This is a genomic window from Mycolicibacterium pyrenivorans, from assembly GCF_025821625.1.
Lineage (GTDB): Bacteria > Actinomycetota > Actinomycetes > Mycobacteriales > Mycobacteriaceae > Mycobacterium > Mycobacterium pyrenivorans.
Genome location: NZ_JACKSH010000164.1, coordinates 1 through 23,612, shown reverse-complemented (window position 1 = coordinate 23,612; position 23,612 = coordinate 1). Strand labels below are relative to the sequence as shown.

The 23,612-nt window shown below is 68.8% G+C and carries 20 protein-coding genes and 1 pseudogene; 11 read left to right on the top strand and 10 right to left on the bottom strand.

Annotation, left to right across the window (positions count from 1 at the left end; translation table 11 throughout):
• Positions 1-135: 135 nt before the first annotated feature.
• Both H7I57_RS19690 and H7I57_RS19685 read left to right on the top strand, forming a co-directional pair.
• On the top strand, positions 136-1,638 hold the full coding sequence (locus H7I57_RS19690) for a dynamin family protein (RefSeq protein WP_264025464.1): 1,503 nt from the start codon (positions 136-138) through the stop codon (positions 1,636-1,638).
• Between the two features lie 62 nt (positions 1,639-1,700).
• Positions 1,701-3,533 (top strand): Hsp70 family protein, encoded by a 1,833-nt coding sequence (locus H7I57_RS19685; protein WP_264025461.1) that lies wholly within the window; start codon positions 1,701-1,703, stop codon positions 3,531-3,533.
• A gap of 9 nt (positions 3,534-3,542) precedes the next feature.
• On the opposite strand, the gene H7I57_RS19680 is transcribed toward H7I57_RS19685, so the two are convergent.
• From H7I57_RS19680 to H7I57_RS19655, 6 genes and pseudogenes are all read right to left on the bottom strand, one after another.
• The gene (locus H7I57_RS19680) at positions 3,543-4,052 is read right to left on the bottom strand and encodes a hypothetical protein (RefSeq protein WP_264025460.1); all 510 of its coding nucleotides are present in this window, start codon (positions 4,050-4,052) and stop codon (positions 3,543-3,545) included.
• 25 nt (positions 4,053-4,077) lie between these two features.
• Positions 4,078-4,530: a hypothetical protein gene (locus H7I57_RS19675; RefSeq protein ID WP_308204386.1), complete on the bottom strand. Its 453-nt coding sequence runs from the start codon at positions 4,528-4,530 to the stop codon at positions 4,078-4,080.
• A gap of 40 nt (positions 4,531-4,570) precedes the next feature.
• A pseudogene (locus H7I57_RS19670) lies at positions 4,571-5,505 on the bottom strand (LLM class F420-dependent oxidoreductase).
• Positions 5,506-5,530: 25 nt separating this feature from the next.
• Complete coding sequence (locus H7I57_RS19665; RefSeq protein ID WP_264025458.1) at positions 5,531-6,154, bottom strand: TIGR03085 family metal-binding protein; 624 nt, start codon at positions 6,152-6,154, stop codon at positions 5,531-5,533.
• 69 nt (positions 6,155-6,223) lie between these two features.
• Positions 6,224-6,400: an oxidoreductase dimerization domain-containing protein gene (locus tag H7I57_RS19660; RefSeq protein ID WP_264025463.1), complete on the bottom strand. Its 177-nt coding sequence runs from the start codon at positions 6,398-6,400 to the stop codon at positions 6,224-6,226.
• 80 nt (positions 6,401-6,480) lie between these two features.
• Entirely contained in the window at positions 6,481-7,026 is a 546-nt protein-coding gene (locus tag H7I57_RS19655; RefSeq protein WP_264025456.1) for a hypothetical protein, read from the bottom strand.
• Between the two features lie 278 nt (positions 7,027-7,304).
• On the opposite strand from H7I57_RS19655, the gene H7I57_RS19650 reads away from it, so the two are divergent.
• The 5 genes from H7I57_RS19650 to H7I57_RS19630 all read left to right on the top strand — a co-directional run bounded on the left by H7I57_RS19650 (position 7,305) and on the right by H7I57_RS19630 (position 13,726).
• Positions 7,305-9,335, top strand: coding sequence for an Ig-like domain-containing protein (locus H7I57_RS19650; protein ID WP_264025455.1), 2,031 nt, complete (start codon positions 7,305-7,307; stop codon positions 9,333-9,335).
• Between the two features lie 275 nt (positions 9,336-9,610).
• Positions 9,611-11,473, top strand: coding sequence for a molecular chaperone DnaK (gene dnaK / locus H7I57_RS19645; protein ID WP_264025453.1), 1,863 nt, complete (start codon positions 9,611-9,613; stop codon positions 11,471-11,473).
• Entirely contained in the window at positions 11,470-12,087 is a 618-nt protein-coding gene (grpE, locus tag H7I57_RS19640; protein ID WP_264025452.1) for a nucleotide exchange factor GrpE, read from the top strand. Before dnaK ends, grpE begins: the two co-directional genes overlap by 4 nt.
• A gap of 45 nt (positions 12,088-12,132) precedes the next feature.
• Positions 12,133-13,320, top strand: coding sequence for a molecular chaperone DnaJ (gene dnaJ, locus H7I57_RS19635; protein WP_264025450.1), 1,188 nt, complete (start codon positions 12,133-12,135; stop codon positions 13,318-13,320).
• A gap of 31 nt (positions 13,321-13,351) precedes the next feature.
• A complete protein-coding gene (locus H7I57_RS19630; protein ID WP_264025449.1) occupies positions 13,352-13,726 on the top strand; it encodes a heat shock protein transcriptional repressor HspR in 375 nt (124 codons plus the stop codon).
• Between the two features lie 76 nt (positions 13,727-13,802).
• On the opposite strand, the gene H7I57_RS19625 is transcribed toward H7I57_RS19630, so the two are convergent.
• Genes H7I57_RS19625 through H7I57_RS19615 form a run of 3 tightly spaced genes read right to left on the bottom strand, consistent with a single transcriptional unit; the run spans position 13,803 to position 16,932 of the window.
• Positions 13,803-14,708, bottom strand: coding sequence for an aldose 1-epimerase (locus H7I57_RS19625; protein ID WP_264025447.1), 906 nt, complete (start codon positions 14,706-14,708; stop codon positions 13,803-13,805).
• 24 nt (positions 14,709-14,732) lie between these two features.
• Positions 14,733-15,899, bottom strand: coding sequence for an FAD-binding oxidoreductase (locus H7I57_RS19620; RefSeq protein WP_264025445.1), 1,167 nt, complete (start codon positions 15,897-15,899; stop codon positions 14,733-14,735).
• Between the two features lie 16 nt (positions 15,900-15,915).
• On the bottom strand, positions 15,916-16,932 hold the full coding sequence (locus H7I57_RS19615; RefSeq protein ID WP_264025444.1) for an ABC transporter permease: 1,017 nt from the start codon (positions 16,930-16,932) through the stop codon (positions 15,916-15,918).
• 100 nt (positions 16,933-17,032) lie between these two features.
• Here H7I57_RS19615 and H7I57_RS19610 point away from each other — a divergent pair, with 100 nt between their 5' ends.
• Entirely contained in the window at positions 17,033-17,686 is a 654-nt protein-coding gene (locus H7I57_RS19610; protein ID WP_264025443.1) for a TetR/AcrR family transcriptional regulator, read from the top strand.
• Here H7I57_RS19610 and H7I57_RS19605 read toward each other — a convergent pair.
• Complete coding sequence (locus tag H7I57_RS19605) at positions 17,674-18,345, bottom strand: GAP family protein (RefSeq protein ID WP_264025442.1); 672 nt, start codon at positions 18,343-18,345, stop codon at positions 17,674-17,676. The genes H7I57_RS19610 and H7I57_RS19605 overlap by 13 nt on opposite strands.
• Positions 18,346-18,438: 93 nt before the next feature.
• Here H7I57_RS19605 and H7I57_RS19600 point away from each other — a divergent pair, with 93 nt between their 5' ends.
• From H7I57_RS19600 to clpB, 3 genes are all read left to right on the top strand, one after another.
• Entirely contained in the window at positions 18,439-19,854 is a 1,416-nt protein-coding gene (locus H7I57_RS19600) for an amidohydrolase family protein (protein WP_264025441.1), read from the top strand.
• Complete coding sequence (locus tag H7I57_RS19595) at positions 19,851-20,801, top strand: putative antibiotic biosynthesis monooxygenase (RefSeq protein ID WP_264025440.1); 951 nt, start codon at positions 19,851-19,853, stop codon at positions 20,799-20,801. Before H7I57_RS19600 ends, H7I57_RS19595 begins: the two co-directional genes overlap by 4 nt.
• Positions 20,802-20,960: 159 nt before the next feature.
• Positions 20,961-23,507: an ATP-dependent chaperone ClpB gene (gene clpB / locus H7I57_RS19590; protein ID WP_264025439.1), complete on the top strand. Its 2,547-nt coding sequence runs from the start codon at positions 20,961-20,963 to the stop codon at positions 23,505-23,507.
• Positions 23,508-23,612 lie beyond the last annotated feature (105 nt).

Genomic DNA, 23,612 nt, shown 5'->3' with positions numbered 1-23,612 from the left:
CATCATCTGATCCCGCACAACGGCCCACCCCGACTCCAAAGCGCACAACCGAATTCGCCCCCACGCCGAGGGTCGATCGGTGAATCAAGGCTAAGCTCGAGGGGTTAGCAGTCGGGCGAACGGAAACGGCGAACCCTGAGCACAAGCGACCACGTGCGGGCGATCCTGGGCGGCACCATCGCCGCCTACCGCGCCGACCCGACATACCGCCAGCGCCCCGACGTGCACAACGAACTCGAACGCATCGGCCGCAGGCTGAACCAGCCGATCCGCATAGCGCTCGCCGGAACCCTCAAGGCGGGCAAGTCGACGCTGGTCAACGCCCTGGTCGGGGAGGGCATCGCGCCGACCGACGCCACCGAGGCCACCCGCATCGTGACCTGGTTCCGGCACGGCCCGACACCCAAGGTGACGGCCAACCACCGCGGTGGCAGGCGATCCAACGTGCCGATCGCCCGCAGAACGGACGGCCCCCCGGATGAGCGGGGCCTGACGTTCGACTTCGCCACGCTCGACCCCGACGACGTCATCGACCTCGACGTCGAGTGGCCGGCCGCCGAGCTCATCGACGCGACGATCATCGACACTCCCGGCACCTCGTCGCTGTCCCGTGACGTGTCGGCGCGCACGCTGCGCCTGCTGGTACCCGAGGAGGGGGTGCCCAGGGTCGACGCCGTCGTGTTCCTGCTGCGCACGCTCAACGCCGCCGACATCGCCCTGCTCAAGCAGATCGGCCAACTCGTCGGCGGATCCTCGGGTGCACTGGGCGTCATCGGGGTGGCCTCGCGGGCCGACGAGATCGGCGCGGGCCGCATCGACGCGATGATGTCGGCCAAGGACGTCGCGCAGCGGTTCACCACCGAGATGGACCGCACCGGCATCTGCCAGGCCGTCGTGCCGGTCTCGGGTCTGCTGGCCCTGACCGCCCGCACATTGAGGCAGAGCGAGTTCGTGGCGCTGGAAAAGCTCGCCGGTGTGGACCCCGCCGTGCTGGCGAAGGCGATGCTGTCGGTCGACCGGTTCGTGCGCGACGACGACACGCTGCCTGTTGATGCCGCGACCCGCGCCGCGCTGCTGGACCGGTTCGGGATGTTCGGCATCAGGATCTCGATCGCCCTGCTGCGCGCCGGCGTGGGCGACTCGGTGGCACTGGCCGACGAACTGCTCGAACGCAGCGGCCTGGTGGCGCTGCGCGACGTGATCGACCAGCAGTTCGCCCAGCGCTCCGAACTGCTCAAGGCGCACACCGCGCTGCTGTCGCTGCGGCAGTTCGTGCAGCGCAACCCGGTTTATGCGACGCCGCACATCCTCGCCGACATCGACCCCCTGCTCGCCGACACCCACGCGTTCGAGGAGCTGCGGTTGCTCAGCCAGCTGCGGTCCCGGCCGACCACCCTCAATGACGATGAGATGGCCTCGCTGCGCCGGCTGATCGGCGGGTCGGGCACGGATGCGGCCAGCCGCCTCGGCCTGAGCCCGGAGGCGCTTCACGACGGGCCGCGCGCCGCGTTCGCCGCAGCTCAGCGGTGGCGCCGACGCGCCGAGCATCCGCTCAACGACCCGTTCACCGCGAGGGCGTGCCGGGCCGCGGTGCGCAGCGCGGAGGCGCTGGTGGCGGAGTACGCACGCGCCCGGTGAGAAGGTTCGACGAGTAGGCCACCGGGGCATAACGTTTCGCCCCTCTCGAGCGACTAACAGGTATGCGCAGTTCTCTGGGTGTCTCGCTGGGCGCAGCCAACCTCATCGCCGTCGCGGACGGGCGGCCGACCGTCCGGCGCACAGTCCTCACGCTCTCCCCGAATCGCCCGCCGCAGGTGGGCTCACCGTCGACCCCCGGTCTGTCGGTCACCGGCTTCGTCGACCGCGTCGGGGACCCGGTGTCCCTGGTGGCCGCCGACGGTTCGAGCCACCACGCCGACCGTCTGGCCGCGACCGCGATCGAGGCGTTGACGCGGGTCGCCCGCCCGCAGCGACGGCCGGACGTGGCGGCGGTCGCGGTGCCCGCGCACTGGCCGGAGTCCGCCGTCGCGGCGCTGCGCGCCCGCGTTCCACATCTGACCGTGGTGTCCGACGCCGTCGCGGCGCTCACCGCGCTGCAGGCGAACCCGGGCCTGCCCGCACACGGCGTGGTCGCGCTGTGCGACTTCGGTGCGACGGGCAGCAGCATCACGCTGGCCGACGCCGGCGACGGCTTCGCGGTGATCGGGCAGACGGTCCGCTACGACGACTTCTCCGGCGACCTCATCGACCAGTCACTGCTGCGCCAGGTGCTCACCGACCTCGCCGTCGACCCGACCGCCACATCGGCGGTCGCGTCGCTGACCGAACTGCGCGAGCAGTGCCGCGCTGCCAAAGAGCGGCTGTCGGTCGGGACCGCCACCGGGCTGGAGGGTTTCCACACGAAGATCCGGTTGACCCGCGCGGAAGTCGAGACGGCGGTGAGCGCCCCGCTCGACGGGTTCCTCGAGGCTCTCATCGACACGCTGCGCCGCAACCGCATCGCCCCAGCGCAGCTCGCCGCGATCGCCACCGTCGGCGGCGGTGCCCGTATCCCGCTTGTCACGCAACGTATTTCGGAGGCCCTGCGGTTACCGGTGATCACCACGCCGAACGCGCAGGCGGCCGCCGCGGCCGGTGCCGAACTGCTTGCGGTGCGCGGCGCGGATCACGAGGCACGCACCGTGCTGGCCCCGGCATCGGCAGCGGACGAGACGGTGGCAGCCGCGGTTCCGCTGGCGTGGTCCGCGGAGACCGTCGACCTCGAGGTCACCCAGTTCGCCCAACCCGTCTATGACGCCGTCCAGGCGCGGCCCGACATCCACTTCGACCATCAGCCGTTCGACGAGCCCGATGCCGAACCGCTGCCCTGGTATCGGCGGCCGGGCGTGGTGTTCGCCGGCGCGGCCTGCTTGGCCGCAGTGGCGGCGACAGGCCTGCTGTTGACCTCGAAGGCCGGACAGGCGGACACCGTGGAGACCGGGGCGTCGGGGATCTCCACCCCGGTTGCGACGCGGCCGATGGAGGCGCCCGCCGGCACCGCCCCGCCGCCTGTGCCCGCCGCCGTCACCGAGACAGTGGTCGTGAACGGCCCTGCACCGCGGGTGGCCCAGGCACCTGCGCAGGCCCGACCTGCGCCGCCGCGGGTGGTCTCCAAGCAGGCGGCGCCGCAGCAGGTTCCCCCGCCGCAGGCGGCACCACCGCCGGCTCCCGCTGCGCCACCACCGTCGCCGACCCCACCACCGTCGCCATCGCCATCGCCGACGCCGTCGCCGTCGCCGTCGCCGTCGCCCGAGCCTGAGCCTGAGCCTGAGCCTGAGCCATCAGCGTCGCCGTCGCCCGAGCCCGCGCCGTCACCTTCGCCGGCGCCGGCGCCGGAGCCGTCGCCGGAACCGGAACCTGCGCCGGAACCGGAACCTGCGCCCGCACCTGAGCCGGTGCCCGAACCTCAGCCCGAGCCGGAGCCCGAGCCGTCGGCGGTGCCGGAGCCCACCCCGGTCACGGAATGCGTGCCGGGGGCCGAAATCGTCTGCTAGCCAGCCGGATCAGGGTTCTGCAGGCGGCGGTGGCGGCTCCGTCACCGTCTCGGTCTCTGTCTGCGTGACGGTGCTGGTGCTGGTGCTCGTGCTGACCGAGGTGCTCGGCGTCGTGGTGGTGGTGCTCGTCGTCGTGGTGGTCGTCGGCTCGGTGGTGGTGGTCGTCGTGACCGGCTCGGTCGTGGTGGTGGGGGTCTCCGTTTCCGTCACCGTCGCCGGGGGCGCCACCGCCGGGGCCGTCGTCGAGGTCACCGGCGTCAGGCTGGTGGTCGTGGTGGAGTCGGAGGTGGAGTCTCCGGTGATGGCCTTGGCCAATCCGTAGACGATCAGGGCGATCAGCACCGCCCCGATCGCGCCGAACGCCACCAGCGCCACCGGCTTGCGATACCACGGCGTCTCGCCGTCGTGCGGCGGTCCCTGGTCGTCTCCGTAACCGCCGTACTCGCCGTAACTACCGAGTTGCGTCGGGTCGTCGTCGGAATAATTGCTCTGGTCGTCGGGAGATCCGTAGCGCGCCACGAAACCCGATAGTAGGCGCTCGCCTCTACGGCACCGGGTTCAATGTGCGTGTCACGTTGGTACGCGGCCGATTGCGTGTGGTCCGTGTGGTGGTGGCGTCGCCCTCGTCGGGCTCGCGCGTCCTCGGGGGACGGGAGTTCGGGTTCCGGCTCGACGACTCCGAGGATTCCGGCGTGCTGGACGGCGTCAGGTCGGGGTTGAGGTCGGTGGTGACGGGCGGGCTGGTGCTGGTGATCGTCGCGGTCGTGGTCGACGTCGAGGACCTGGATGCCGTCGATGTGAACGCGGGCCCCACGTAGTTGATCGGGGCCTGGACGGGTTGATTCACCTCGCGGACCACATAGTTGATGGACACCACCAGGATGCCGATCGCGGCAAGAGCCGCCAGGCTCGCGCCGAGAACCGCCGACGTCCGGTTGTGCCACGGTACGTGCGACGGTTCCCGCTGAGCGTCGTCGTCGCGATCCCGGCTGGCCACGGGCACCGATAGTAGCCGCGGACGCGGCACGGACGCTGGGTCAGCGGAGCTGCGGAAGGACCTGCTCGGCGAAGAACTCGACGTGATCCAGGTCCGACATGTCGAGAAGCTGCAGGTAGACGCGCTGGACGCCGGCCTCGACGAACGGTCCGAGCTTGTCGACGATCTCCGCGGGAGTGCCCACCGCGGGAGAGTTCGTGCGCAGCTCGTCGACCTCTCGGCCGATCGCGGCGGCACGGCGGGCGATCTGCTGCTCGTCGCGGCCCGCGCACACCACGAACGCGGCGGAGTACGTCAGGGAGTCCTTCGCGCGTCCCGCACTCTCCACTGCCGCCGCCACCCGCGCGTACTGCGTGGTCAGCGTGTCCAGCGGCACGAACGGGATGTTGAACTCCGCGGCGAACTGCGCCGCGAGCGCCGGGGTTCGCTTGGCGCCGCCGCCACCGATGATGATCGGCGGGTGCGGGGACTGAACGGGCTTGGGCAACGCCGGGGAGCCGTCGACGCTGTAGTGGGTGCCCGAGTAGTCGAAGGTCTGTCCGGGCGGCGTTGTCCACAGCCCGGTGATGATCTCGAGTTGCTCGGTCAGCCGGTCGAATCGCTCGCCCAGCGGCGGGAAGGGGATGGCGTAGGCGCGGTGCTCAGCCTCGAACCACCCCGCCCCGATGCCGAATTCCACACGGCCACCGGACATTTCGTCGAACCTGCGCCACCGAGATGGCCAGCGGGCCCCGGGTGGCGGAAGGTCGCCGAGGTGACCATGGTGCCGAGACGGATCGACGAGGTCTCACGCGCGAGACCGGCCAGCGTCACCCAGGAGTCGGTCGGGCCGGGAAGCCCGTCGCCGCTCATCGCCACGTAGTGATCGGACCGGAAGAACGCCGAATAGCCCGCGCTCTCGGCGGTGCGCGCGACCGCGAGCTGGTCGGCGTAGGCAGCACCCTGCTGAGGTTCGACGAAGATTCTGAAATCCACTGGGTTCACGAGTTCAACCCTAGGGTCACAGCCCGCCGCGCGACTTCTTCACCGCCGCGATCAGGTCAGCAGGCCCGTCGAACGTCACCCGGGATTCGTCGCGGCCCGCGGCGAACAGCAGCAGCTCGCCGGGGTCTCCGGTGACGGTGAGCTGCGGCCCGCGGCCCGCGGTGGCCAGGGTGTCCCCCTGCGGGGTGCGCAGGATCACCTTGGCGGGAGCCTTGCGCAGGGTCATCCGAGCCATCATCGCCACGGGCCTGCGCAGCGCCGCCACCGTCTGCTGGTCGAGAGGGCGGGGCTCCCAGCCCGGGCGGGCCCGGCGGACGTCCTCGTGGTGAATGAACATCTCGGCCACGTTGGCGATGGGGTCCAGCAGCTTGAACGGCGAATACAGCGGCGGCCCGGCGGCGACCTGATTCACCAGCTCATGCCACTCCGTCGATGCGGCCACCTGTTGCTGGACCCGCTCGGTGTAACCGGCGAGCGCCGGGATAAGGATGCCCGGCGCGGCGTCGAGGCGGCGCTCGCGGACCACGAGGTGCGCCGTCAGGTCACGGGCGTCCCAGCCCTCGCACAGGGTGGGCGCGTCCGGGGGGACTTCCCGGAACGTCGCGACCAGGGCTGCTCGCTCTTGCTGTGCCACGGTCATGTCAGCGGTTCCCTTCTGGTTGTGTCCCCCGGGGAAGTTTCGCACTTGTCCGGAGGCTCTGGTGTTCGGTCACGATGTCGGTCTTCGTAGATTCAGCAGGGCGTTCTCGACCGCCTCGGTCAACGCCAGATGGATTAAGTACGGCCGGTCCGCGAGAGCATCGGCGGTGATGCCGAAATTCATTGCGACCACGAAGATCTGGATCGGTGTAGCGGCCTGATCGCCGAGAATGTGGGCGCCCAGTATCGCCCCCGTCGGGGCCGATCAAGTCATGTGTGCGCATCCGCAGGCTGTTCCACCACGTGGTCGGCATCAAACCTCCGCGTTCAGAAGCCTTCGACGCCCTCGACGCTGATGACCATGCCGTGTCCGGTGCTGTCGTTGGTGAAACGCGTTCCGTCCGCGCCGGCGTCGATGGTCCACCCCACCGCCGAATAGGTCCGGTAGTCCAGCGTGACGGCGGGGATGGCGCCCAGATTTCCCAGCACCCAACTGATTTCACCGCTGGAGCTGACGCGCACCCCGTTGGCGGGGGTCCCGTCCACGTCGGGGGCGTTGGTGAACGCCGCCTCGCAACCGACCTCCTGCTCGTCGAGTTGGCAGCGGGTCTTGCCGGACTTCGTCTGGATGAACACGTAGCCGTTCCGGGGTTGGAGCACCGCGCCCCCGGAGGGTCGCGGCGCCGTCGGCGACGGGGGCGGGTCGATGCTGGAGGGCGGCGCGGTGGTGGGCCTGCTGGGGCGCGGGGTCGGGAAGTTCGGCTCGGTGAACGAGTCGGGGGTTCGGGTCGCGGTGCCCTCGACGGTGGACTGACAGCCGCCGAGCAGGGCGGTGCAGGCAAGCACGCCTGCTATCACCGGCCGCGTCTTCATCCCGTCCAGCGTACGCAGGATGTGGCGAGAGTTACGGAAGTGACGCGCGCGGAACGTCGCGCCCTCGTCGTCACGGGCCGTCGAGCATGGCGATCAGTTGCTCGCGCCCATTCGCTCCGGCCCGTTGGGAGGCGCGGAGAAGGTGGCCTACACCGGCGGTGCGGGACACCACGATCCCGCGGGCGTGGCCGCCGCCCGCATGCGTTCTTGGGATCGGTAGCCGGCCGGGCGTGTGAGGTTGTCGCGACGACGCCGAGCGAGATGGGGGAGAGAGAATCATGGACTCAACGAAACGGGTTTCGCGGGCCGGTGGGCTGGCCATCGCCGTCGGCGTGGGCATGGCGATCGCCTGCCCCGGGGTGGCATCCGCCGAACCCTCCGAATCCTCCTCGGCTGACTCCTCGCCGGCCACGTCGGTTTCGGCATCCGATTCGGCGACACCGCCGGACAGCGCGGACCCGACCAGTTCCTCTGGCGAGGACGCGGCGACCGACACCGACACGACGGACGACGAGTCCGCTGCCGAACCCGAAGAGGAACCCGCCTCACCGGCCGAGGAGAACCCCCCGGTGGCGCCGGATTACGCCGAACCGTCCTCCGGGCAACCTGCTGAGGAGTCCGAAGCGTCGGAACCCGAGCCGGAGGTCCTGAAGACCCCGGCCACCGAGGACATCGCCCCCCGTAGGCCTTCTGACGACGCACCCGCACCGGTGCAGCCGGATACCGTGAGCGCGCACCGGGTGACGTCTGCGCGTTCTGCAGCCCTCGGGCAGACCGAGGCGTCAGAACCGCCAGCGCCCGCAGCATTGGCGACGGCTCCCGAGGCAGTCGCTACCGTACCGATGCAGCCGTCGACTGTTGTTGAGGCACAAGCGGTTCCGGACTCTGCCGTGGTTCCCTCCCCGGCTCCGTCGACCGGACTGGTGTCCCGAGCGCTGGCCTGGGTCGGGTTGGCGCCGTCGGTGAGCACCGCCCCCGCCGCGCCGCTGCAACCGCAGGCGCTGTTGGGATGGCTGTCGCTGGCGTGGCAGGAAGTCCGCCGTTCACTGTTCAACCGGACGCCGAGCACCGCCTACGACCCGGCCGGGAACAGCCAGACCGTGGACGACGGCGGACTCGTGACCGCGGTGACGGGTGACCTCGGTGCGGTCGATGCCGACGGTGACCCGCTGAGGTTCACCGTCATCCAGGCTCCGGGCGATGGTTCGGTGCGGGTGAATCAGGACGGCACGTTCGTGTACACGCCGGGCAGGGAGTTGGCGGCGGCCGGTGGTGACGACCGGTTCGTCGTCGAAGTCGAGGACGTGGGCGTCCACCTTCACGGACCGTTCGCGTTGTTCAAGCGGGACTTCGGCCGGAGCACCACCGCCACCGTCGACGTCGCCGTCGTGGCGACCTGCGGGGGCGCCTGCCACGTCAACCCACTGAAGGTGATCGCCACCATCGATGTCGGAGAGGTCCCGAACGGCGTGGCGTTCAACCCGTCCGGCACCCGCGCCTACGTCGCCAACGCGTTGGACGACACCGTCTCGGTGATCAACACCGCCACCAACACCGTCATCGCGACGGTCCCGGTCGGCGACAATCCTCGCGGTGTAGCGGTCAACCCCGCCGGCACCCGCGTCTACGTCACGAACCTGCTGGACGGAACGCTGTCGGTGATCAACTCCGCGAACAACACCGTCATCACCACCATCCCCGTCGGCGTGTCCGCGGAGCGGGTGGCGGTGAGCGGCGGCGGCACCCGCGTCTACGTCATCGGATTCCAGGACTGGGGAAGCACGCTGTCGGTGATCAGCGCCGCGACCAACACCGTTTCCTCGCAGGTCTTCCTCAACGGCGCCGGGTACGGCCTGGCGGTGAGCCCCCAGGGCAGTCGCGTCTTCGTCACCACCCAGATCGACTGGCTCGATGTGATCAACGTCGTGACCAAGACGGCCACCCATGTCGACACCGACGGCGGGTGGATGCAAGGGATCGTGTTCAATCCCCTGGGCACAAGGGTCTACATCGCCCACCGCGACACCGACACGGTGACCGTGCGCAACGCCACCACCTACGATCTGATCGCCACCATCCCCGTCGGGGACGATCCGCACGGTATGGCGATCAGTCCCGACGGCAGCCGGGTCTACGTCGTCAACCAGGGCGACCACACGGTGTCGCAGATCCGCACCTCCACCAACACTGTTCTCAAGACCATCGACGTCGGCTTCCTGCCGAACGAGGTGGCGATCAGCCCCGACGGGACACGTGCCTACGTGACCAACGGTGGCAGCGACACCGTGTCGGTGCTCCAACTCGTCTGATCTTCGCCGGACGAGACGCGGCGCCGAGAGTGAAGCCACGGCCGTGATCCGGGGAGGAATCGCGACCAGGAACTCCCTTCCGCGGGCAATCCGGACGCCGAGGGAACAAATCCCGCAGCCGTCCCGTTAGCCTTATCGACAGTTGAGTGACATAGACTCAAGTCTGGGTTGACACGACAGCGTCGGCCAGGGCAGTCTTGAGCGCGGTGCACTCAGTCTAATCGAGTGCTTCGCACTCGTGACCCAAATGTTCGTCTATTCAGGAGGCAGTAATTATGGCTCGTGCGGTCGGTATCGACCTCGGGACCACCAACTCCGTCGTCGCAGTGCTCGAAGGTGGCGACCCGGTCGTCGTCGCGAACTCCGAAGGCTCCCGGACCACCCCGTCGGTTGTCGCGTTCGCGCGCAACGGCGAGGTGCTGGTCGGTCAGCCCGCCAAGAACCAGGCGGTGACCAACGTCGACCGGACCATTCGTTCGGTCAAGCGTGAGATCGGTACCGAATGGTCTGTGGAGATCGACGGTAAGAACTACACGCCGCAGGAGATCAGCGCGCGCATCCTGCAGAAGCTCAAGCGCGACGCCGAGAGCTATCTGGGCGAGGACATCGCCGACGCCGTCATCACGGTGCCCGCGTACTTCAACGACGCCCAGCGCCAGGCCACGAAGGAAGCCGGCCAGATCGCCGGGCTCAACGTGCTGCGCATCGTCAACGAGCCGACCGCGGCCGCACTGGCCTACGGCCTCGACAAGGGCGAGAAGGAACAGACCATCCTGGTCTTCGACCTCGGTGGCGGCACCTTCGACGTGTCGCTACTGGAGATCGGCGAGGGCGTCGTCGAGGTGCGTGCCACCTCCGGTGACAACCACCTCGGTGGTGACGACTGGGACGACCGGATCGTCGAGTGGCTGGTCGACAAGTTCAAGGCCTCGGCCGGTATCGACCTGACCAAGGACAAGATGGCGATGCAGCGGCTGCGCGAAGCGGCCGAGAAGGCAAAAATTGAACTCAGCTCGAGTCAATCCACCTCGATCAACCTGCCCTACATCACCGTCGACGCGGAGAAGAACCCGCTGTTCCTCGACGAGCAGCTGACCCGTTCGGAGTTCCAGCGGATCACCCAGGATCTGCTGGATCGCACGCGCAATCCGTTCCAGCAGGTCATCAAGGACGCCGGGATCGCCGTCGCGGACATCGACCACGTCGTGCTCGTCGGTGGCTCCACCCGGATGCCCGCGGTCTCCGAGCTGGTCAAGGAGATGACCGGCGGCCAGGAGCCCAACAAGGGCGTCAACCCGGACGAGGTCGTCGCCGTGGGCGCCGCCCTGCAGGCCGGGGTGCTCAAGGGTGAGGTGAAAGACGTTCTGCTGCTTGACGTCACACCGCTGTCGCTGGGTATCGAGACCAAGGGCGGCGTGATGACCAAGCTGATCGAGCGCAACACCACGATCCCGACCAAGCGGTCGGAGACCTTCACGACGGCCGACGACAATCAGCCGTCGGTGCAGATCCAGGTCTTCCAGGGTGAGCGCGAGATCGCCTCGCACAACAAGCTGCTCGGCTCCTTCGAGCTGACCGGTATCCCGCCGGCCCCCCGCGGCGTGCCGCAGATCGAGGTCACCTTCGACATCGACGCCAACGGCATCGTGCACGTCACCGCCAAGGACAAGGGCACCGGCAAGGAGAACACGATCCGCATCCAGGAGGGCTCCGGCCTGTCCCAGGAGGAGATCGACCGGATGATCAAGGACGCCGAGGCGCACGCGGACGAGGACCGCAAGCGTCGCGAGGAGGCCGACGTCCGCAACCAGGCCGAGTCGCTGGTCTACCAGACGGAGAAGTTCGTCAAGGAGCAGCGCGAGGCCGAAGGCGGATCGAAGGTGCCCGAGGACACGTTGACCAAGGTCGACGGCGCGATCGCGGACGCCAAGACGGCCCTGGCCGGCACCGACATCGGCGCGATCAAGACCGCGATGGAGAAGCTGGGTGAGGAGAGCCAGGCCCTGGGCCAGGCGATCTACGAGGCCACCCAGGCCGAGCAGGCTGCCGGTGGCGGTGAGACCTCCGGTTCGTCCGGATCCAGCGACGACGACGTGGTGGATGCCGAGGTCGTCGACGACGACCAGGAGCGCAAGTGAGTGACGCCGACCGAGAGGAACCGATCACCTTCACCGACAAGCGGCGCATCGACCCGGAAACCGGTCAGGTGCGGACCAACCCCGATGCCGGGCCGGCCCCCAGTGGGCCGGCGCCGGACGAATTCGCCGGGGAGTCGGTGGAGGAGGCCGGCAAGGCTGCCGAGTTGCTCAACGACCTCCAGCGTGTGCAGGCCGACTTCGCCAACTACCGCAAGCGGGCACTGCGTGATCAGCAGTTGATCGCCGACCGGGCGAAGGCGACGGTCATCTCGCAGCTGTTGCCGGTGCTCGACGACCTGGATCGTGCCCGCAGCCACGGCGACCTGGAAGCTGGACCGCTGCGATCTGTCGCGGACAAGCTGTCGACAGCGCTTGAGGGACTGGGCCTTTCGGGATTCGGTGAGGAGGGCGACGAGTTCGACCCCGCACTGCACGAAGCCGTTCAACACGAAGGCGAGGGCACGCACCCGGTTGTCGGAACCGTGATGCGGCGGGGTTACAGGGTCGGTGAGCAGGTCGTCCGCCATGCCATGGTGGGCGTCGTGGACACCGTGCCCGACGCGACCGAACCCGGTAATGCCGGCTCCGACGCCGAACAGCGTTCAGAATCGTAAGAATTGACCAATCTCAACAACGAGCAGGTGAGGAGGTGACGCGGTATGGCCCAGCGAGAATGGGTTGAGAAGGACTTCTACAAGGAGCTCGGCGTCGCCTCCGACGCCACCGAACAAGAGATCAAGCGGGCTGCCCGCAAGATTCTCGCCGAGAACCACCCCGACAGGAACCCCGGCAACAACGCGGCCGAAGAGCGGTACAAGGCCGCCTCGGAAGCCAAGGAAGTGCTGACGGATCCGGCCAAGCGCAAGGAGTACGACGAAACCCGCCGGCTGTTCGCAGGCGGCGGGTTCGGTCGCGGCCGTTACACCGGCGGCGGTGGTGGTTTCGGCGGTTTCGGTGGTGGTGGCGGGGACGGTCAGGAGTTCAACCTGAACGACCTCTTCGACGCCGCCGGTCAGACCGGCGGCGCGAACATCGGCGATCTGTTCGGTGGGCTGTTCGGCCGGGGCGCGCAACAGCCCCGCCCGTCCCGTCCGCGACGGGGCAACGATCTGGAGACCGAGACCGAGCTCAGCTTCCTGGAGGCGACCAAGGGCGTGGCGATGCCGCTTCGGCTCACCAGCCCGGCTCCGTGCACGAACTGCCATGGCAGCGGGGCGCGCCCCGGCACCAGCCCGAAGGTCTGTCCGAACTGCAACGGCGCCGGGGTCGTCAGCCGCAACCAGGGCGCGTTCGGTTTCTCCGAGCCGTGCACGGAATGCCGTGGCAGCGGGTCGATCATCGAGAACCCCTGTGACGAGTGCAGGGGCACCGGGGTGACCACGCGCACTCGCACGATCAACGTGCGGATACCTCCCGGCGTGGAGGACGGTCAACGCATCCGGCTCGCCGGACAGGGTGAGGCCGGACTGCGGGGGGCGCCGTCGGGCGATCTGTACGTGACCGTGCATGTGCGGCCCGACAAGGTGTTCGGCCGCAACGGTGACGACCTGACCGTGTCGGTTCCGGTCAGCTTCCACGAGTTGGCCTTGGGCACAACGCTTTCGGTTCCGACGTTGGAAGGCAAGGTCGGGGTGAGGGTGCCCAAGGGCACTTCGGACGGCCGCATCCTGAGGGTACGGGGCCGCGGTGTGCCCAAGCGTTCCGGCGGTCACGGCGACCTGCTCGTGACGGTCAAGGTGGCGGTGCCGCCGAATCTCGAGGGTGAAGCGGCGGAGGCGCTCGAGGCCTACGCCAAGGCCGAACGCGCAAGCGGTTTCGATCCGCGGGCGGGTTGGGCGGGTGCCTGATGAGCGCTTGCGCGAAGAAGCGAGGGTGCTGATGAGCGCTGGCCGTCGCAGCCGTGAGGAAGAAGCCAGGACCTTCCTGATCTCGGTGGCCGCCGAGCTGGCCGGTATGCATGCGCAGACCCTGCGGACCTACGACCGGCTCGGCCTGGTCAGTCCGCAGCGCAGTTCCGGTGGCGGCCGGCGCTACTCGCAGCGTGACGTCGATCTGCTCCGCGAGGTGCAGCGGCTGTCGCAGGACGAGGGCGTCAACCTCGCCGGGATCAAGCGGATCATCGAGCTGACCAATCAGGTCGAGGCGCTGCAGTCGCGGATCCGTGAACTGACAGCCGAAGTCGAGCACCTGCGATCGCAGCCGCGGGCCAAGAGCACTGCGTTGGTCGTGTGGCAGCCGCGGAACCAGCGCTAGCCACCTCCACGCCGGAATTGCATTCCAGCAGGGGTCTTCTCGGCCTTTTCCTGCCGGAATGCAATTCCGGCGGAGATTATCCGGAGACCTTGATCCGGAACTGCGCCGTCACGGACTCACCGGGCTGCACCTCGTGGTAGCCGCCGCGGCGCAGCGCGTCGGTGGGGGCGGCCATCGGCTCGAAGCACACGACGTCGTCGTCGCCCGGTGCGAACACCTGGGCTGCGGTGAATCCCTGATCGAATAGCACCTCGATACGCCGGTCGCCGCCCGAGAGCGCGAAGACCGAGCCGGGGGCCACCTCGTCGTATCCGTCGTCGATGAACCTGTCGCCCAACACTTCTGACATCGCCGGACGATCCTCCATCCTGCCCGTGGGGATTCCCCACGCGTTCACAGGCTGGTAGCGCATGGCGGGTGTCTCGATGTTCCACTGGGCCCGCGGGACTCCGGGAAGCTGCAGGTAGGGATGGAAGCCGAAGCACAGCGGCACCCGCGAACCCGTGGTCGCCGTCACGGTGGTCTTCACCGTGAGGGTGCGGTCGGCCAGCGTGATGTCCAGCGTCAGCAGGTGCGGGAAGGGGAAGGTCGCGAGCAGCGCCGGCGTGGCCGCGAAGTCCAGCTCGGCGGTCAACTGTGACTCCAGCATCGTGGTGACGTTCCAGCCCTGGTAGGCGGCCAACGTGCCGTGGATCGGCACACCGTGCTCGTCGGTGCGCACGCCGCCGGTGCCGGGCGTCAGCGTCACCACGGCGCCGTCGACGCCGTAGCCGTTGCTGCTGAGGCGGTTCGCCCACGGATAGAGGATGGGGATGCCCATGGTCTTGTGGTTGGACACGTAGGCCTGCAGCCCGCGGCGCTGGCCCAGCAGCTCGGCACCGTCGTCGGACAGCGACGTGGCGACCATCCCGGCGCCGGGGACGTAGGTGGCGGTCAGCGCGGACGACGGATCGCGCAGCGTGACGGTTTCAAACTCGGCCATGGCTGTCGATCCTGCCATGTGCCGTCAGTTCGCCAACGGGTCGTGGCGAATTCGTTCGGCAGGAGTTCCTTTGGCGATGAGTGCCGCCTTGGTGGCCTGCACCATCGCCGGCCTGCCGCACAGCAGGATCTGGCGGTCGCTCCAACTGCCGTAGCGGGTCACGATGTCGGTAAGGGTGCCGGTCTGACGCACGTGCAGCCCGCGGGGCGGCGTCACCTCGGGGAAGTCGGCGGCCCACGGCGGATCGGTTCGGTGCTCCGACACCGGGGTCACGGACAGCCACGGGTTGGTCGACGCGATCTCCCACAGTGTGCGCAGGTCATACAGCTCGCACGGATACCGGGCGCCGAAGAACAGATGGACGCGAGGGTTCTCACCGAACTTGGTCAGGTCCATGATCAGCGCCCGCAGCGGCGCCAGCCCGGTCGAGCCTGCGACCATCAGCACGTCACCGTCATCGCGGTCGATGTGCATCGCCCCGTGTGGGTTGGACAGCCGCCACCGGTCGCCGGGGCGGGCCTCGCCGACGATCGCCGTGGAGACCATGCCTCCGGGGACGGAGCGGACGTGGAACTCGACGTAGCCTGCGGGGTCGGCCGGGATCGACGGGCTCAGGTACCGCCACCGCCGCGGCCATTGGGGCACCTGGACGGGCACGTACTGACCCGGCAGGTAGTGCAGCGGGTGGTCCATCTTCAGCCGGATGATCGACACGTCGCGGGTGGGCCGCAGATGCTCGAGCACCGTGCCGTCGCAGAACGGCGGGCTGGTCTCGGCGTCGGCGGCGCCGCTCATCACGCCGACGACGAGCTCGACGACGTCGTTCACCGCCTCGTTCAGCCTGCGGTCCCACTTGTCGGCGAGGTGCGCGCGCAGCGTGACGAGCAGCGCATCTTGCAGCGTGGCGTAATGCTGTTGGGTGACACCGTACTTGCGGTGGTCGCGGCCGAGCTGGGCGAGGAACGACACCGGCTCCTCGGCGCGCTGGGCGATCAGCTCGTCACACAGCCAGCACAGCGCATGGCCGAACACGGTGCGTTGCTTGGCCATGTCGGGCGGGAACAGGTCGCGTGCCGACAGGTCGGCGCCGAACCACCGGGTGTAGATGTCGCGTATCAGCGTCTCGGACCCGCGGTCGGGATCGACGGCATCGCGGAGGATGCGCATCGATTCCCGGTCTTCGAGTCCCACGCCGCACGATACCAAGTCACTTCGGCGTCGGGTTCGGCCTGCGCAGCCCGGCGACGACGACGAGCGCCGTGCCTGCCAGCGCCCAGCAGACCAGCACGACGATCGCGCTCGTCGCCCCTGCCCCGTCGAACGCGGCCGTCGACCGCAGCAGGGTCGCGGTGGCCCCCTGGGGAAGCAACTGACCGACCTGGCCCCACCCCGCGGGCAGCATCTCCGGGGCACTGGTGAGGCCCGACAGCGGGTTGCCGACCAGCAGCGCCAGCACCGCCCCTACGGCGAGGCCCGCCTTGCCGAACAGTGATCCGAGTCCGAGGACGGTCAGCGCCGCCGCCGCCACGCCCAGCGTCAGCCCGCCGGTGACACCCCAGAAGTTCTGGTCGATGGATCCGAACACGTACCGCAGCAGGGTGGCGATCGTGAGGCCCGCGACCCCCGAGAAGACCACCGCGGCCGCGAAGCGGGTCCAGACCTCCCGCCGCAGGGCGAGCACCAGGGCGATCGCCGGAAGTATGCCCGCAAGTGTGATGGGCAGCGCCGACGCTGCGAGCCCGGCCCCGCGCGGATCGCGCGCCGGTAGCGGGGCGAGGTCCTGGGTCTGCAGCGGCACGCCCGTCCGCTCGCTGATCTCGTTGCCGAGTTGACCGAGCAGTTGCGCGACCGCGGGGCTGCCGCCCGAGGCGATCAGCAGCGTGGCTTGTCTGCCCGGCTGCGCCGGCAGCACGATGCCGCCATAGACCGCGCGGTGCCTTATGGCGTCGGCCAGTGCGTCCTGGCCGGGATAGTAGGTGACCGCGAACGCGCCGGGAGCTTTCTGCTCGAGCATGCCGGTGAGCTGGCCGCCCGCAGCCGTCGGACCCGCAGCGCCGATGGGCACCTCGTGCGGTCCCGAATGGACGGCGGGCAGGGCGAACGCGAGGCCAAGGATCGCCAGTGCCGCGGTGATCGCGACGACGATGCCCGCCGCTCGCGCCGCGGCGGGTGGTTCGTGCGCCGCTGCCGTGTGCTGGGTGTGTGCCGGACTGGTGGTGACCATGACCGCCCCCTTTTCAGTACCCGTTGAATTAAGCCGGTGAACGAAGCGTAAGCCGCCGTCGCACAATTTTCAACAGCCAGTGAAATGTTAGTGTCGGCAGATGGCACCACCAGTGAAGACGGTTCGGCGCCGGGGCCGACGGCAGGGCGAACCGGTGTCCAGGGACACGGTGCTCGCCGCGGCGAAGAATCGCTTCGCCACGCAGGGTTACGACAAGACGACGCTGCGGGCGATCGCCGACGACGCGCGCGTGGACCCGGCCATGGTGCTCTACCTCTTCGGTTCCAAAGATCAGTTGTTCCGCGAGTCTCTCCGCCTGATCATCGACCCGGACGTCCTGGTCGCCGCTCTCGCCGGCGCCAACGGCGACGACTCGGACATCGGCACCCGGATGGTGCGGACTTATCTGGGCGTGTGGGAGGCGCCGGAAACCGCGTCGACGATGCGGATGATGCTGGCGTCGGCCACCTCGAACCCCGACGCCCACGCCGCGTTCCGGAGCTTCATGCAGAACTATGTGCTCACCGCCGTGTCCGGGGTGCTCGGCGGCGACGACGAGGCGAGGCTGCGGGCCACGCTGGCGGCCGGCAGCATGGTGGGCACGGCCGTGCTGCGCTATCTCATCGGCGTGCCGCCGCTGTCGGACCTGCCGACCGAGGACATGGTGCGGTTGGTGGCACCGACCGTGACGCGGTACCTGACCGCGGACGCCGACGACCTCGGACTGCCGGCCGGGTTCCGTCAGAGCCCGTGAATCCCCTTGTACAGGACAAGAAGACCGATCACGACCAGAATCGCGGCGACCAGGACGGCGTGCTGCCGCTCCATCCAGTCCTTGAGCCGGTTCAGCGCGGGGTCCAGCCGTTCGCCGGACACGGCGTAGCCGAGGATCGGCAGGGCGACGGTCGAGCCTGCCACCGCGACGTACCAGCCGACCGCGATCCACACGCTCGGTGAGTCCAGACCCGCCGACCCGATCGCCAAACCCGCTGCGGCACAGATGAACAGAACCTTCACATTGGCCACCGTCAGTGCAGCCGCGGTCATGGCCGCCTTGCCCGGGCTCAGTGAGCTCATGCGGGTCATCCAGCCGGGCATGTGCTCGGACTTCTTTCGGGTCGCCCACCGGTATCCGCCGAAGGCGACCAGTGCGACGCCGAGGACGATCCGCAGCCACGACGCCCAGCTCGGCGGCTTCTCCCCGATCCCGCCGATCAGATTGGACACCGACAGGAACACCCCGGTCAGTACCGCCAGGCCGATGATCCAGCCGGCCGCGAACGCCAGGCCGGTGGGGCGGGGCCGAGGTGCGTGCAGCACCAGCACGGCCGGAATGATCGTCAGCGGTGACAGTGCCACGATCAGGCCGAGCGGAATGAGCTCCGTCAGAATCGATCCCCAGTTACCCGACACCGGGAAAACCTAGCAAGGTACGGACCCGGGTGCGTGGTATCGGCAATGCCCGTTGCCGGTCGCGGGCGGTCCGGCGTGGGTATCGTCACGCCGATGACCCAGGTTCATCTCGGACACGTCTTCCACATCGCCGGGCGGCCGACCGTCACCGCCGCCGCCACCGCGCTGGTGTCGGTCCCCGACGGTGCGCTGGTCGTCGACGACGACGGGACGATCGTGTTCTGTGGTTTGCGTGACGAGGTGCCCGCCGAGTACGGGACCGCGGATCTGCACGACCACCGCCCGGGTTTCCTGCTGCCGGGATTCGTCGACACGCACGTTCACTTCCCGCAGACCTTCGCCGGGGACTCCTACGGCGGCGGCCAGTTGCTGGAATGGCTCGAAGGCTGCATCTTCCCGGCTGAATCCCGCTTGGCGGAACCGGATTTCGCCCGGCGGGCGGCCGTCGAGTTCTGTGATCGCCGCATCGCCGCGGGAACCACCGCGGCCATGGTGTTCGGTTCGGCGTTTCCGCATGCGCAGGACGCGCTGTTCGCCGAGACCAGGCGGCGGGGTCTGCGGATCGTCAGCGGCCGAGGGATCCAGACCGTCGGTCCGCCCAGCGCCGCGGCGCTCATCACCTCAGACGGGGACGCGGTGCGACTGGCCCGCGAGGAGATCGACACGTGGCACGCCGCCGACACCGGCGATGTGGAGACCGCGCTGCTTCATGTGGCCATCGTGCCGCGGTTCTCACTGGCGGTGACCACCGCGACGCTGAAAGCCCTTGGTGAGCTCTACGATTCGGTCCGCGACCGCGGGGTCTACGTCCACAGCCATCTCAACGAAAACAACCGGCCCGGCACCGGCGAGGTGGACAGCGTCAAGCAGATGTACCAGGTCGACACCTACCTCGACACCTACGACGGCAGGTTCCTGCCTGGTTCCTCCGTCGGCGGCAAGAGCCTTCTGGGCAGGCGGACCATCCTGGCGCACTGCGTGCACTGTGACGACGTCGAACTCGAACGGATGGCCGAGACGGGCACCTCCATCGCGCACTGCCCGGTCTCGCAACTGTTCCTCGGATCCGGCACGATGCCGTGGAAGCGCACCGTCGCCTCGGGGGTGAACATCGCGGCGGGAACGGATTTCGGCGGCGGCGACGAGTGGCTGATCTCGCGGGTGCTCGGCGACGCGTTCAAGGTCCACATCAACGAACCTGGGGAGGCCGGTGTGTCGATGCACCCCGCCGAGATGCTGTTCGTCGGCACCCTCGCCGGGGCGCGGGCACTCGACATGGAGGACCGGTTCGGCAACTTCGATGCAGGCAAGGAGGCCGACTTCCTGGTCGTCGACCCGTCGCGCACACCGGCGCTGGCAGGCATGATCGACCACGGCGTACGCTCCATGGATGATGAGTTGGCGTGTGAGCAAACGCTTTTCGCGCTCCTGATGGGGATGCGGGAGACATCCGTCACCGAGGTGTATGTGCGGGGCCGCCGCGTCACAGCCGGCCTGGCGAGCCGATGACGACGGTCACCGCGGTCACCGTCTTCCACTCGGCGGGAGACGCGGCGGGGTTCGGACCCTGGGCGCAGGATCTGCTGGCATCGGCCCGGTTGTCGCCGGGACACCGGGCCGGCGTCGTCTCCGTCCGCGATGATCCGCAGCTGGATTGGGCTGTCGCCGTGACGTTTTCCCACGAGGACCAACTGCACGGCTGGTTGGACGGCACGTCGCGGGCGGAGGTGCTCGCCGAGGGGCAACGGCGTGGCTACTGGCGTCGATCGGCCGATCTGATCCTGACCGAGGACGCTCCGACGCCCTCCGGGATCGGGCTGTTCCGGCACGCCGTCGCCGCGGGAAAAGAGCCCGATTTCCGTCGGATGCAGGCTCGCCTGTCGAGCGCGGCCGTCGGCCTTCCGGGTTACGAAGGCACCGTCCTGTTACCGGCCGACCAGCACGGAGAATGGTCGTCGGTGGTCCGCTTCCGGACCGGGCCGCAACTGTCGGCGTGGCTGCGTTCAGCCGAGCGGACGGAGGCGCTGATGGGGCTGCGCTCGACGTTGAGCAAGGACTTCGCGGCGGCCTCCAACACCACGCCGTTCGCCACCACGGTCCGGGTCGAGGACGGGCAGACCCTGATGACGCCGAACTGGAAGTCGGCGATGCTCGTGCTGCTGGTGCTCTACCCGACGGTCATGTTGCTGTCGCGCTTCCTGGGCCCGGTCCTCGATCGGGCCGGCGCCGAGCCGTGGCTGGCCCTGTGGGTCAGCCAGATCGTCAGCGTCACGGCCATGCAGTGGTGGCTGATGCCCTCGGTGTCTCGGCCGTTCCGCCGGTGGCTCGATCCGGTGGACGGGTCCGGCGCGCGCATCGGTCTGGCCGGGGCCGCGGTCGTCGTCGGGCTGTACGCGCTGACGCTCACGGTCTTCGCCACTGTCCAGGAACTGCAGTTCTGGGACTACGCGGGCTGATTATCGGCTCCCTGCGTGAACCTGTGGCCTAAGGCCCTAGCGCGGCCCGGCTAAAAATGTCAGAGTTGAGCGGAACAGACTCAACCTTGACTACGTTGAACCTGCCGACAAGCATTTTAGGGGCCCTTGTGCGGCCCTGCGGACAGAAAGGGAGGTGTCGTGGACTCCTTCAACCCGACGACCAAGACCCAGGCGGCGCTCACATCGGCTCTGCAGGCCGCCACCGCGGTGGGCAACCCGCAGATCGCGCCCGCCCACCTGTTGATGGCGCTGCTCACCCAGAACGATGGCATCGCCGCGCCGCTGCTCGAGGCCGTCGGGGTCGATCCCGCGACCATCCGGAACGAGACGCAACGGTCACTGGACCGGCTGCCGAGCGCTACCGGCTCGGCGTCACAGCCGCAGTTGTCGCGTGAGGCGCTCGCCGCGATCACGGCCGCCCAGCACCTCGCCACCGAGATGGACGACGAGTACGTCTCGACCGAGCATCTGCTGGTCGGCCTGGCCACCGGTGACGGTGACACGGCCAAGCTCCTGACCGGCCACGGAGCGTCGCCGCAGGCGCTCCGCGAGGCATTCGTCAAGGTGCGTGGCAGCGCCCGCGTCACCAGCGCGGACCCGGAAGCCACCTATCAGGCGTTGGAGAAGTACTCGACGGACCTGACCGCCCGGGCGCGGGAGGGCAAGCTCGACCCGGTCATCGGCCGCGACAACGAGATTCGTCGCGTGGTGCAGGTGCTGAGCCGCCGCACCAAGAACAACCCCGTGCTGATCGGCGAGCCCGGCGTCGGCAAGACCGCGATCGTGGAGGGTCTGGCGCAGCGCATCATCGCCGGCGACGTGCCGGAGAGCCTGCGCGACAAGACGGTCGTCTCGCTGGACATGGGATCCATGGTGGCCGGCGCCAAGTTCCGCGGTGAGTTCGAGGAGCGGCTCAAGGCCGTCCTCGACGACATCAAGAACTCGGCCGGTCAGGTCATCACGTTCATCGACGAGCTGCACACGATCGTCGGCGCCGGTGCCACCGGCGAGGGCGCGATGGATGCGGGCAACATGATCAAGCCCATGTTGGCCCGCGGCGAGCTGCGGATGGTCGGCGCCACCACGCTCGACGAGTACCGCAAGTACATCGAGAAGGACGCCGCCCTGGAGCGGCGCTTCCAGCAGGTGATGGTCGGCGAGCCGTCCGTCGAGGACACCGTCGGGATCCTGCGCGGACTCAAGGACCGCTACGAGGTGCACCACGGCGTGCGCATCACCGACTCCGCGCTGGTGGCGGCGGCCACCCTGTCCGACCGCTACATCACGTCGCGCTTCCTGCCGGACAAGGCCATCGACCTGGTCGACGAGGCCGGATCTCGGCTGCGCATGGAGATCGACTCCCGTCCAGTCGAGATCGACGAGGTCGAGCGCCTGGTGCGCCGCCTCGAGATCGAGGAGATGGCGCTGGCCAAGGAATCCGATGAAGCATCCGCCGATCGTTTGGAGAAGCTGCGGGCGGAACTGGCTGATCACAAAGAAAAGCTGGCGGAGCTCACGACCCGTTGGCAGAACGAGAAGGGCGCCATCGACGTCGTCCGTGACCTCAAGGAGCAACTGGACCACCTGCGCGGTGAATCCGAACGGGCCGAACGCGACGGTGACCTCGCCAAGGCCGCCGAGCTGCGGTACGGGCGAATCCCCGAGATCGAGAAGAAGCTCGACGCCGCGCTGCCGCACGCCCAGGCGCAGGAGAACGTCATGCTCAAGGAGGAGGTCGGGCCCGACGACATCGCCGACGTGGTGTCGGCGTGGACCGGCATTCCCGCGGGGCGGATGCTCGAGGGCGAGACGGCCAAGCTGCTGCGCATGGAAGACGAGCTGGGCAAGCGCGTCATCGGGCAGAAGAAGGCCGTGCAAGCGGTCTCCGATGCGGTGCGTCGCAGCCGGGCCGGCGTCGCCGACCCGAACCGCCCGACGGGCTCGTTCATGTTCCTCGGCCCCACCGGTGTCGGTAAGACCGAGCTGGCGAAGGCGCTCGCGGAGTTCCTGTTCGACGACGAGCGGGCGATGGTCCGCATCGACATGAGCGAGTACGGCGAGAAGCACTCGGTGGCCCGTCTGGTCGGTGCCCCTCCCGGCTACATCGGCTATGACCAGGGCGGCCAGCTGACCGAGGCGGTGCGGCGGCGTCCGTACACGGTGATCCTGTTCGACGAGATCGAGAAGGCGCACCCGGACGTCTTCGACGTGCTGCTGCAGGTGCTCGACGAGGGCAGGCTGACCGACGGCCAGGGCCGCACGGTGGACTTCCGCAACACCATCCTGGTGTTGACGTCCAACCTCGGCGCAGGCGGTGGCGAGGAGCAGGTGATGGCGGCGGTGCGCTCGGCGTTCAAGCCGGAGTTCATCAACCGCCTCGACGACGTCATCATCTTCGACGCGCTGGACCCCGAGGAACTGGTGTCCATCGTCGACATCCAGCTCGCTCAGCTGCAGAAGCGGCTGGCGGCGCGCCGCCTCACCCTGGAGGTGTCACTGCCTGCCAAGGCGTGGCTCGCCGAGCGTGGCTTCGACCCGCTCTACGGGGCGCGGCCGCTGCGCCGCCTGGTGCAGCAGGCGATCGGCGACCAGCTGGCGAAGCTGCTGCTGGCCGGTGACGTGCACGACGGGGACGTGGTGCCGGTCAACCTCAGCGCGGACGGCGACTCGCTGGTGCTGGGCTGACGCCCTTTCGCCGGAATTGCATTCCAGCCAATGTGACCTTGCGGTCGCCCGTTCCGGGGTGAAAATGGGCTGGTGGTCGCCTTGCGACGCCGTGTCTGCATGGTT

Excerpts from the sequence above, each read along its gene's own strand:
- H7I57_RS19685 (WP_264025461.1), top strand. The coding sequence starts at position 1,701 with ATGCGCAGTTCTCTGGGTGTCTCGCTGGGCGCAGCCAACCTCATCGCC.
- H7I57_RS19665 (WP_264025458.1), bottom strand. The coding sequence starts at position 6,154 with ATGACCGTGGCACAGCAAGAGCGAGCAGCCCTGGTCGCGACGTTCCGG.
- H7I57_RS19655 (WP_264025456.1), bottom strand. The coding sequence starts at position 7,026 with ATGAAGACGCGGCCGGTGATAGCAGGCGTGCTTGCCTGCACCGCCCTG.
- H7I57_RS19650 (WP_264025455.1), top strand. The coding sequence starts at position 7,305 with ATGGACTCAACGAAACGGGTTTCGCGGGCCGGTGGGCTGGCCATCGCC.
- dnaK (WP_264025453.1), top strand. The coding sequence starts at position 9,611 with ATGGCTCGTGCGGTCGGTATCGACCTCGGGACCACCAACTCCGTCGTC.
- dnaJ (WP_264025450.1), top strand. The coding sequence starts at position 12,133 with ATGGCCCAGCGAGAATGGGTTGAGAAGGACTTCTACAAGGAGCTCGGC.
- H7I57_RS19630 (WP_264025449.1), top strand. The coding sequence starts at position 13,352 with ATGAGCGCTGGCCGTCGCAGCCGTGAGGAAGAAGCCAGGACCTTCCTG.
- H7I57_RS19625 (WP_264025447.1), bottom strand. The coding sequence starts at position 14,708 with ATGGCCGAGTTTGAAACCGTCACGCTGCGCGATCCGTCGTCCGCGCTG.
- H7I57_RS19615 (WP_264025444.1), bottom strand. The coding sequence starts at position 16,932 with ATGGTCACCACCAGTCCGGCACACACCCAGCACACGGCAGCGGCGCAC.
- H7I57_RS19610 (WP_264025443.1), top strand. The coding sequence starts at position 17,033 with ATGGCACCACCAGTGAAGACGGTTCGGCGCCGGGGCCGACGGCAGGGC.
- H7I57_RS19600 (WP_264025441.1), top strand. The coding sequence starts at position 18,439 with ATGACCCAGGTTCATCTCGGACACGTCTTCCACATCGCCGGGCGGCCG.
- H7I57_RS19595 (WP_264025440.1), top strand. The coding sequence starts at position 19,851 with ATGACGACGGTCACCGCGGTCACCGTCTTCCACTCGGCGGGAGACGCG.